The sequence below is a fragment of the Gilliamella sp. A7 genome (assembly GCF_002142015.1).
Classification (GTDB): Bacteria; Pseudomonadota; Gammaproteobacteria; order Enterobacterales; family Orbaceae; genus Gilliamella; species Gilliamella apis_A.
This window is the reverse complement of the sequence record NZ_NASN01000015.1, coordinates 45,901-55,544: the sequence shown is the minus strand read 5'-3', so window position 1 is coordinate 55,544 and position 9,644 is coordinate 45,901. Positions and strand designations below refer to the sequence as shown.

Annotated in this window: 6 protein-coding genes; 5 read left to right on the top strand and 1 reads right to left on the bottom strand. The window is 34.0% G+C overall.

What is annotated here, in order from left to right:
* Positions 1 to 302: 302 nt before the first annotated feature.
* Positions 303 to 1,490 carry a mannose-6-phosphate isomerase, class I gene (manA, locus tag B6D18_RS05875; RefSeq protein ID WP_086363590.1) on the bottom strand — a complete coding sequence of 396 codons (1,188 nt, stop codon included), beginning with the start codon at positions 1,488 to 1,490 and terminating at the stop codon, positions 303 to 305.
* 772 nt (positions 1,491 to 2,262) lie between these two features.
* Here manA and prfA point away from each other — a divergent pair.
* From prfA to B6D18_RS05850, 5 genes are all read left to right on the top strand, one after another.
* Complete coding sequence (prfA, locus tag B6D18_RS05870; protein WP_086359489.1) at positions 2,263 to 3,348, top strand: peptide chain release factor 1; 1,086 nt, start codon at positions 2,263 to 2,265, stop codon at positions 3,346 to 3,348.
* Positions 3,345 to 4,181 carry a peptide chain release factor N(5)-glutamine methyltransferase gene (gene prmC / locus B6D18_RS05865; protein ID WP_086363589.1) on the top strand — a complete coding sequence of 279 codons (837 nt, stop codon included), beginning with the start codon at positions 3,345 to 3,347 and terminating at the stop codon, positions 4,179 to 4,181. The genes prfA and prmC overlap by 4 nt, the downstream gene beginning before the upstream one ends.
* A 17-nt stretch (positions 4,182 to 4,198) precedes the next feature.
* A complete protein-coding gene (kdsA, locus tag B6D18_RS05860; RefSeq protein ID WP_086363595.1) occupies positions 4,199 to 5,053 on the top strand; it encodes a 3-deoxy-8-phosphooctulonate synthase in 855 nt (284 codons plus the stop codon).
* 431 nt (positions 5,054 to 5,484) lie between these two features.
* A complete protein-coding gene (locus tag B6D18_RS05855) occupies positions 5,485 to 6,900 on the top strand; it encodes an OprD family outer membrane porin (RefSeq protein WP_086363588.1) in 1,416 nt (471 codons plus the stop codon).
* 9 nt (positions 6,901 to 6,909) lie between these two features.
* Positions 6,910 to 9,588, top strand: coding sequence for a beta-N-acetylhexosaminidase (locus B6D18_RS05850; protein WP_086363587.1), 2,679 nt, complete (start codon positions 6,910 to 6,912; stop codon positions 9,586 to 9,588).
* Positions 9,589 to 9,644 lie beyond the last annotated feature (56 nt).

Genomic DNA, 9,644 nt, shown 5'->3' with positions numbered 1-9,644 from the left:
AACATAATCTTTTAATTATTCATAAAATTATTGTTTATGATTGATTTAAAAGCTCATTTAATCTTAATAGAAAATTTTGAGGAAAGGGGTTTTTTAATCAAAAATAACCCACTAATTTTAAAATAAATATAAAAAATAACCTTAATTAATGATTATTCGTTTATTACGCTATCAAATCCAATAGATTGAATATATTGTCATACCAAATTTGCATAATTTTCTTGTACGGAAAATCCTTTGTCAGGATTTTTGCAAATTATTTTTGTATGCCAATAAATGGTATTTATCTTGTTATTAACTTATTAATCAAATGCTTTAGCTAATACGCCTAAACCTTGATAATGATATACATCAGTTTGGTAAGCGATTAAAGCCGATTCACCTTTGTGTAAAATTAATGACTGTGATTCAGTTGATAAGGTGATTTCTCCATCAAGACATAACACAATTTGCGCACTATCTACTTTTTCACTATGCAAATTTTGGTCACTTTTTATGATCTCAAATTTAAAATCATCAACCGGTACGGGAAAATCAATTTTATTATCTTTGATAACTGGTTTAGTTAATAATTGATTTAACGCCATACTTTCAAAATTAGTATTATTAATTAGTTCTAAACTATCAATATATTTATGGGTGAGGCCAGCTCTTAATACATTGTCGGAATTAGCCATAATCTCTAGACCGGTACCAGATAGGTAGGCATGCGGTGTTTTGGCTGATAGAAACATAGCTTGTCCTGGTTTCAGTTCAATTACATTTAATAATAATGGCATGAATAAACCAATATCATCAGGATAATCTTTAGCTAGAGTCTTAATGGTTAAATAGGGTTCGTCATTAAATGTACTGATTTTCATCAAAAGCTGTTTAATTAATGCGGTCTTTGTTTGAGTTGGAAGAGTTAATAAGTATTCAAAAAAATGTTTTAATTGGTCAGGATGACGGTGGTTTTTTAATTGTGATATTGGGATAGTTAAATTGGATAAGGCAATTTTTTCAAACAACATGATAATTTCATCAATAGCACGGAATGAACGCATAGCTTTGAATGGAGTTAATGCATAAATAAGTTCAGGCTTATGATTGGGATCTTTATAATTTCGATTGGGTGCATCACTAGCAATACCTTGTTGGTTCTCTTTTGCAAAGCCAATTTTAGCATTTTCCAATGTTGGGTGAACTTGAATAGATAATGCTTTGTTTGCTGAAAGAATTTTGAATAAAAAGGGGAGTGAACCAAAATGCTGAAAGGTTTTATTACCTAAAATTTGCTGTGGATTGTCTTTTATTAACTTATCAAGCCTTATTTTACCTAGCTTTTCATCAATTGCTAAAGAGCAACCAAGTGGATGCATGCCCATCCAAATTTCAGCCATAGGTTCCGACGTCGGATTGGGAATAGCAAATAAATTGGTTATGCCATCGATACTCCCCCAATCATAGTGTTTGATAGTATTGTCTAGTTTCCATATAGTTTGGTTCATTTTCGCATCCTTTTAAAATTTTTTTCACAGTAATCTCCACCGGATATAACATAACTATACACTTGATATAATAACTTTCAATCAGTAATAAAAAACATTTCAGAATTCAGTTATTAATCTGATTTTTAAGATATTAATTTAAATTTAACAATAAAATTACTTAGATATTATACCAATAAATTAATGCTTATCTTAGTTGTAAATATCATTTATTTCTATCGGCTAAAAAGGGAATCAGCTATTTCATTAACAGTCAGTTTAATCATGATTGTAGATTCTGTTTTGGCAATTGGTTTTAATAATATTCGCCTTTGAAATATTACTATTTTGTTCAAATAAAAAAGGGTATAGATAGAGTTATTTTTCTTAATGACTTTATAATTATGATAAATCCCAATAGCTATTTAACTTTAAGCAATCATGCTATGGTGAATAGATCACAAAATTAAATTATGAAATGATTAGTCCGTTTAGCAAGATTTATCACTTTAAAAATCATTTTTCACTAACAAGTGAAAGCTTTAATTAATATGGTTTTGGTTGATTTATTCTTGAATATCTAAAAATATTAAAACATTTTGAAACTAACAAATAGAAAATTGCTGATACATGTAATCATTATTTAAAGAGACAATTAATTATTTAATACCAATATGTTGTTATTCATTGATTAATTTAGCTTCGTCATAAATAAGTAGGAACTGTATTTTACAGGCAATTAAGTATATAATGCCGAGCTAATTCATTTAATCATTAGCAAAAATACAGAGTTATGAAACCTTCAATTATCAGTAAGTTGGAAACGCTACAAGAGCGTTATGAAGAGGTTCAAGCATTACTATCTGATGCAGCGGTTATAGCCGATCAAAACCGATTTCGTACCCTTTCAAAAGAATATGCACAGTTAACCGATGTGGTTAAATGCTTTGCTAATTGGAAGCAAACACAAGAAGATATTGAAACTGCCAAAATGATGCTTTCTGATCCGGAAATGAGTGAAATGGCTCAAGAAGAATTAAACGAAGCATTAAGCCAAGTAGAGCAGCAAGAAAAACAATTACAAGTTCTATTGTTACCTAAAGATCCAAATGATGATTATAACTGTTTTGTTGAGGTGCGGGCTGGTACTGGTGGTGATGAAGCGGCTATTTTTGCTGGTGATTTAGCGAGAATGTATACTAGATATGCTGAATCTCGCAATTGGCGTGTCGAAATCATGAGTTCAAATGATGGAGAACATGGCGGATATAAAGAAGTTATTATGTTAGTAAGTGGTGATGGTGTATATGGACAGTTAAAATTTGAATCTGGTGGTCACCGAGTTCAACGTGTACCAGAGACTGAATCTCAAGGGCGGATTCACACTTCGGCTTGTACTGTTGCTGTTTTACCAGAAATTCCAGAAGCTGAAATGCCAGAAATAAATCCTGCAGATTTGAAAATTGATACTTATCGATCATCAGGTGCTGGTGGTCAGCATGTTAATACTACTGATTCAGCAATTCGTATTACCCATATTCCAACTGGAATAGTAGTTGAATGCCAGGATGAACGTTCACAGCACAAAAATAAAGCTAAGGCGATGTCGGTATTAGCTGCCCGTATTCAAGATGCTGAAATGCGTAAACGTCAACAAGAGGAAGCGTCAACCAGACGTAATTTACTTGGTTCAGGTGATCGTTCAGATCGTATTCGAACTTATAACTATCCTCAAGGCCGAGTTACTGATCATCGTATTAATCTTACTATTTATCGTCTAGATGAGGTCATGGAAGGTAAATTAGATATGTTGATTGAACCAATTGTACAAGAATATCAAGCAGATCAACTTGCAGCTTTATCGGAACAGGATGAATGACCTATTTACAATGGCTTAAATCTGCATCACAATCCTTAACCGACAGCGAAAGTCCAAAACGTGATGCTGAAATTTTATTAAGTTTCGTCACACATAAAACACGTACCTTTTTGATGGCTTTTAGTGAAACATTATTAACTGATGATGAACTAATTGCTTTAGATGGCTATTTAAAAAGACGTCAAGAAGGAGAGCCTATTGCCTATATCACTGGAGAAAAGGAATTTTGGTCATTGAAGTTTAATGTTTCAAATTCGACTTTAATTCCAAGACCTGATACGGAAAAAGTTGTTGAATTAGGTTTAGAGTATTTACCTAAAGTCCCTTGTGAAGTTTTAGATTTGGGAACAGGAACTGGTGCTATTGCTATTGCTATGGCCACTGAGCGACCAGATTGTTTATTTACTGCAATTGAAAAAAATAAAGATGCTTTGATTTTAGCCCAAGAAAATGCTAATCAAATAGGCGTAAACAATGTTTATTTCTTACAGGGTGATTGGTATAAACCAATTAAAAATCGTAAATTCTCGATGATAACCAGTAATCCTCCATATATCGAGCCAACTGATATTCACCTATCTCAAGGCGATATTCGCTATGAGCCAAGAAGCGCCTTAGTTTCTGAGGATGATGGCCTTGCTGATATTAAAGTCATTATTCAAGGTGCAACCAAGCATTTAAATCAATACGGTTGGTTGCTTATTGAACATGGCTGGAAGCAAGGCTTAGCGGTGCAAACTATTTTTAAACAACACGGATTTCAATTAGTTGAAACCATCACCGACTATAGTGGCAATGACAGAGTCACCCTCGGTCGTTGGTTTAAACCTTAACTAGGATTAAATTTATGATTAAACAAAAAAGAGTAAAAGTCGGTAATATTACGGTAGCAAATGATTTACCATTCGTGTTATTCGGTGGTATGAATGTGCTCGAATCTCGCGATTTAGCGATGAGAATATGTGAGCACTACGTAACAGTAACCGATAAATTAAATATTCCTTACATTTTTAAGGCTTCTTTTGATAAAGCAAATCGTTCATCAGTTCACTCTTATCGAGGACCTGGATTAGAAGAAGGAATGAAAATATTCCAAGAATTAAAACAGCAGTTAGGTGTTAAAATTATCACTGACGTCCACACGGAAGAACAGTGTCAACCTGTGGCAGATGTTGTCGATGTTATACAATTACCGGCTTTTTTAGCAAGGCAAACTGATTTAGTTGTTGCAATGGCTAAAACAGGTGCCGTAATTAATGTTAAAAAACCACAATTTGTTAGCCCTGGTCAAATGGGTAATATTGTCGAAAAATTTGAAGAAGCAGGTAATGACCAAGTGATTCTTTGTGATCGCGGTAGTTGCTTTGGTTATGATAATCTAGTTGTTGATATGCTTGGTTTTAATATCATGAAAAAAGCCAGTAATGGCTCGCCAGTAATTTTCGATGTTACCCATGCTCTACAATGTCGTGATCCAATGGGCGCTGCATCAGGTGGTCGTCGTGGTCAAGTTACTGAGCTTGCTCGTTCGGGAATGGCCGTTGGTATTGCTGGACTATTTTTAGAGTCTCACCCTGATCCGAGTAGTGCAAAATGCGATGGTCCTTCTGCATTACCATTAGCAAAACTCGAACCTTTCTTAAAACAGATGAAAGCAATTGATGAATTGGTGAAAAGTTTTGAAGAATTAGATACCGAAAATTAAAACAACTGTTTTCAGTTTTATCGAAATCAATTATCAAGAGAAATGTTATACATTTCTCTTTTTTATTATTTACCTGTTTATTAATGTCTTTATTCAGAACTATTATTTTTAGTTGGTACCTTTTGAATTTTTGATTGAAGAATAATTAATTTTTAGCGTGAAAAAAGTAAGGGTAATTTTACTTTTAAAAGCTAAAATTTTATTTTTTTGGTGATTTAGATCACGGATTTAGATCAATTAATTTGCGAACTAAAATATGTTTATGCATTATAAAAATGCATATTTATCCTATTTCAACGTTAAATATGTTTCATAAATGTTGTTCAAATAGCAATTCAAAGTAGTAATACATTCAGTTTGACTTATAAAAACCAATTAAATATTAGGGAATTTTGTGGTCAGTTACACAGTATAATTTTAGGGAAGCAACTATGAATCATAATAATTTACCGATTTTATCTTGTCGTTTTAATCTTTTTACTAAGCTTTTTTTATCTATTACCGTATTAACCAATATATGTCCGGTACAAGCTGAATATACTAATGATTTTATTGATGATGCATCATTAACTGGTCATGTATTTTTCTGGAATCGTGATCGCGAAAGAAAAAATCTTGATGAACATAAATATGAAAAAAATCTCAGACATTCGTCATTTAATACTAATTTAGATTTTAGATCAGGTTATATCGCTGATCGACTCGCTATTGAGTTGGGCGGTTATGGTGCTTGGGAAGTCAGTAATGGTGGTAAAGGGCATCCGAATGAAATTGGTTTTAGTGGTGCAAATACGCGTTGGGATGAAGATTGGAAAAAAGATGTCAGTGGCTTAAGTTTTTATAAAGTTCAACTTAATTTTAAACTTGATGAACTGTTTTGGGTCAAAGCAGGTTATATTCAACCGTCTGGGCAAACTTTGTTAGCTCCACACTGGAGTTTATTACCAGGTACTTATCGGGGAGCAGAAGTTGGCACCGTACTTGATTTTGATGCTGCTGGTGCTTTATCCATGTCCTATATGTGGACAGATAAATACAAAGCGCCTTGGTATAAACGCCTCTATGAATTCAAACGTTGGCAAAAGGGTAAAAAAATCGATTTTTTACACTCAGCCGGCATGAAATATGATTTTAAGAATGATCTTGTACTCGAAAGCGCCTTTGGCCAAGCTCAGAATTATATGAATCAATTTTTTGCGAAAGCTTCTTATAAAACAGATGTGTTAAATAATCCTTTAACCATGAGTTATCAGTTTTATGGTGCTAAAGACCAATCTCATAAAGGCGCCAATGTTTATGATGGTTTAGCGTGGTTACAAGCAGCGACTTTAGGTTACCAAGTTGGTCCTGTTGGTTTACGACTTGAAGGTGTGTCGGTAAAAGCAGAAGGTGAACAAGGGTTCTTTTTACAACGTATGACGCCTGATTATGCCTCATCTAATGGGCGATTAGATGTTTGGTGGAATTCTCGTTCTGACTTTAATGCCAATGGCGAAAAAGCAGCATTTTTTGAGGTGACATATGATTTAGGCCATCTAAATCATTATTTGACTGGTTGGAAAACTGGTGCATCTTATGCTTATGGTTGGGATGCCAAACCAGATTCAAAAGCAAAAAATCAAAAAAATCGTTTAGTAGAATCGGCTTATAATTTTGATTTAGGTTATACAATTCAAGATACATGGGCTAAAGATACTTCATTCCAATTACACTACACTAAATATAACAACCATGAAAATCATATCAACAGCTGGGGCGGTGGTTATGGCAATATTTTCCAAGATGAACGTGATATTAAGTTTATTGTCACTATTCCATTCACAGTGTTTAACGCTCAACAAAAATAGGTAACCGTTATGAAAAAGTTTAAATCAGCTATGCTTGCTACTTCTATAGCAACATTATTAACTCTCGGAGCTATGCAATCGGTTAACGCATCACAAAAAATTGTTGATAGGCTTAGTTCACAACTCCATTTAAATTATCAAATAGTCGATAATAATGCCGTTAATGATGGGGTAGATTGTGCTGCATTAGGTGCAGATTGGGCTGCTTGTAACAAAGTTACTCTAATGCTTAAAAACACTGGTCCAGCAATAACAAGTAAAGATTGGGCAATCTATTTTCATAATATTCGAATGATTTTAGCAGTAAATAATGAACAGTATAAAATAACCCATATAACTGGCGATTTACATAAATTAGAACCAACAGAGAAATTTACCAATATTCCCGCCAATTCAGTAGTAGCTATCCCAATTATTGGTGAATATTGGCAGATCAGTGAGAGTGATGTCATGCCTCGATGGTATGTGACTTCAACTGATGCTAAACCTAAAATAATTACCAACACCAATACTGATTCAGATAATTTATCGGCATTTGTGGCACCATTAGGTGAACAATGGAAGATATCACCTAATGACCATAATATATTAATGACCCCCGAAAACCGTTATCAACGTAATAATGATATTCAAAAAATTGATGCTAATTTATTAAAAGGTCAAATTTTACCAACACCAGTTAAATTAACTGTTGGTAAAGAAACCATTACCCTAAATCAAAGTGGTGTTAATCTTATACTTAATGACTTAGCAAAACCGAGCCAATTAGTGTTAGCAAATCATTTCCAACAATTAAATATTGCGGTGACAAAGCAAGGATTTAAAGTCAATGCATCAATTGAAAAAACTGCATTTGAAAAAGGTGTAAATGGCAGTTATAAGTTAGATATAAGTCCACAGGGCGCTACTATCATAGCATTTGATGAAAGTGGAATTTTTTATGCTGTAGAATCGATATTATCGTCAATCACAGTTAGTAAACCGCAAATTATTAACACACTTTCAGTTGAAGATGCGCCTCGTTTTGAGTATCGAGGTATGATGCTAGATATCGGTCGAAACTTTAAAAGTAAAAAAGCGATCTTACAATTACTAGATATGATGTCAAAATATAAAATGAATAAGTTCCATTTTCATTTAAGTGATGACGAAGGTTGGCGCATAGAAATTCCAGATCTACCTGAACTTACCGATTTTGGTAGCAAACGTTGTCATGATTTAACTGAAAAGCAGTGCTTATTACCCCAATTAGGTTCAGGTCCAGATAGTAATAATAATGGTAGTGGTTATCTTAGTCGTGCAGATTATATTGAAATAGTCAAGTATGCCAATGACCGATTCATTGAAGTGATCCCTGAAATAGATATGCCTGCACATGCTAGAGCAGCTATTTTGTCAATGGAAGTGAGATATCAACGCTTAATGAAGCAAGGAAAAACCGAAGCAGCGAATGAATATCGATTACTTGATCCTACTGATACTTCGAATACTACTACAGTGCAATTCTACAATCGCCAAAGTTATCTAAATCCATGTTTAGATTCTTCGAAAAAATTTGCTAATAAAGTTATTAGTGAAATTGCCAAAATGCACGTTGAAGCTGGACAACCGATTTCAACATGGCATTTTGGTGGTGATGAAGCTAAAAATATTCACTTCGGCAACGGTTATCAAGATATCCATGCAGCTAAAAAAGAGGCGGGTAAAGGCTTAATAGATCAGAGCGTTGAAGATCATCCATGGGCAAAATCACAAGCGTGCCAAACTTTTGTTAGTAAAGGTGTTGTAGAAAATATCGAGCATTTGCCAAGTTATTTTGCTATCGAAGTAAGTAAAATCATTAAAAATAATGGTATTAATCGCATGCAAGCTTGGCAAGATGGCGTAAAATTCGCTACCAATGCCAAAGCTTTTGCCACTGATGATGTTGTTGTCAATTTCTGGGATAACTTATATTGGGGAGGATACGATTCAGTCAATGAGTTTGCCAATAAAGGCTACAAAGTGATAGTTTCAAATCCTGATTATGTTTATTTAGATATGCCTTATGAAGTTAATCCTAAAGAAAGTGGCTACTATTGGGCTTCACGTTTCAATGATGAACGCAAAATATTCAGTTTTGCACCGAATAATTTACCGCAAAATGCTGAAACTTCGTTTGATCGCAATGGTGACGCTTTTGCAGCCAAAGGTACCATGGATTGGCCAGGAGCCTATGGATTATCAGCACAAATCTGGACTGAAAATATTCGTACAGAAGATAAAATGGCTTATATGACCTATCCAAGATTGCTTAGTGTTGCAGAGCGTGCATGGCATAAAGCTGATTGGGAAACTAATTATCAAAAAGATCGCGAATTTGAAAAAGGTAAAACAAAATATGTTGATCAGCAAAAACTGCTAAATGATTGGAATCAATTTGCTAATTTAATTGGCCAACGTGAGTTAACTAAATTAGATCTTGCTGCTATTGACTATCGTTTACCATTGCCTGGCGCCAAAATTGAAAACGGTAAATTAATTGCTAATGTTGTTTTTCCGGGCTTAACTATCGAATATTCGACAGATCAAGGTAAAAATTGGCAGGCTTACAATGGCCCTGTAGCGATAAATAACAACGCTTCGGTTTTGCTTCGTACTGTAACGGCTGATCATAAACGAACTAGCCGTGTTGAACAACTAAACTAAATGTTAACACTATTCTTATCCGTCTGTTGGCGGATAAGAATAGTCATAAATAATAG